Annotated in this window: 3 protein-coding genes; all 3 read left to right on the forward strand. The window is 65.9% G+C overall.

The annotated features are described in order from the left end of the window. A partial coding sequence (locus Y704_RS18515; RefSeq protein ID WP_035771369.1) for a 4-hydroxythreonine-4-phosphate dehydrogenase PdxA occupies positions 1-252 on the forward strand: 252 nt, incomplete at its 5' end. A gap of 119 nt (positions 253-371) precedes the next feature. Continuing rightward, positions 372-677 (forward strand): 4-hydroxythreonine-4-phosphate dehydrogenase PdxA, encoded by a 306-nt coding sequence (locus Y704_RS0102600; RefSeq protein ID WP_275451050.1) that lies wholly within the window; start codon positions 372-374, stop codon positions 675-677. Positions 678-752: 75 nt separating this feature from the next. Next, positions 753-890 carry a hypothetical protein gene (locus Y704_RS23845; protein ID WP_155850183.1) on the forward strand — a complete coding sequence of 46 codons (138 nt, stop codon included), beginning with the start codon at positions 753-755 and terminating at the stop codon, positions 888-890. Positions 891-1120: the final 230 nt, after the last annotated feature.

Genomic DNA, 1120 nt, shown 5'->3' on the forward strand with positions numbered 1-1120 from the left:
GGCAAGTGGAACATGGTAATCGTCTGCTACCACGACCAAGGCCACGCACCCTTCAAGGCGGTCTACGGCGACGACGGCGTCAACATCACCGTCGGCCTTCCCGTGGTCCGCGTGTCGGTGGACCACGGAACGGCGTTCGACATCGCCGGCCAGGGCATCGCCCGCGAGGCGAGCCTGGTCCTGTCGCTCCGCCGTGCCGCACAGCTGGCACCGGGCTGGGACCACGTCTGGCGGACGGCCCAGAAGAAGTAGGGCGCAAACGATTAGCTGGGCGCGGCTGCGAAAGGTGGCGTCTATTCATGATGGTGGGCGCCTAGGATCGAGATCATGACAAGCGATGAAGACCTGGATCCTCCCGTTCCAAGGCCGGCATCAACGTCACCGGACCACTGCCGGCCGACGCACTCATCCCCGCAGCGGTCAAGGGCAAGTGGAACATGGTAATCGTCTGCTACCACGACCAAGGCCACGCACCCTTCAAGGCGGTCTACGGCGACGACGGCGTCAACATCACCGTCGGCCTTCCCGTGGTCCGCGTGTCGGTGGACCACGGAACGGCGTTCGACATCGCCGGCCAGGGCATCGCCCGCGAGGCGAGCCTGGTCCTGTCGCTCCGCCGTGCCGCACAGCTGGCACCGGGCTGGGACCACGTCTGGCGGACGGCCCAGAAGAAGTAGGGCGCAAACGATTAGCTGGGCGCGGCTGCGAAAGGTGGCGTCTATTCATGATGGTGGGCGCCTAGGATCGAGATCATGACAAGCGATGAAGACCTGGATCCTCCCGTTCCCAGCTACCTCGAGGGCGTCACGCTGAAGCGGGTTCACGACGGCCAGGTTGACGAAGAGCACGACGACGACGCCCCGTCACCAGCGGACGGCCCAAGCATGTAGGTTCTTCGCTGCGGGACCTGACTCCACATTTGGATTTGGCGTACGCGCCCCCGGACACCCGCCCGCGCCCTCGTCGTCGTGCCGACAGGAGCCGAGCCCCCAGCCGACATAGTGCTGGGCGCTCCCTCCTAACCCGCGCCCACCGACGCCCTCGACCCTTATCCTGAAGCGGAGCAGACACTCATGGCTGGAACGAACTCCTCCGGCGCCCCAGGACGTCCGTTGGACGC

It is taken from the genome of Arthrobacter sp. Br18, assembly GCF_000520555.1.
Classification (GTDB): Bacteria; Actinomycetota; Actinomycetes; order Actinomycetales; family Micrococcaceae; genus Arthrobacter_D.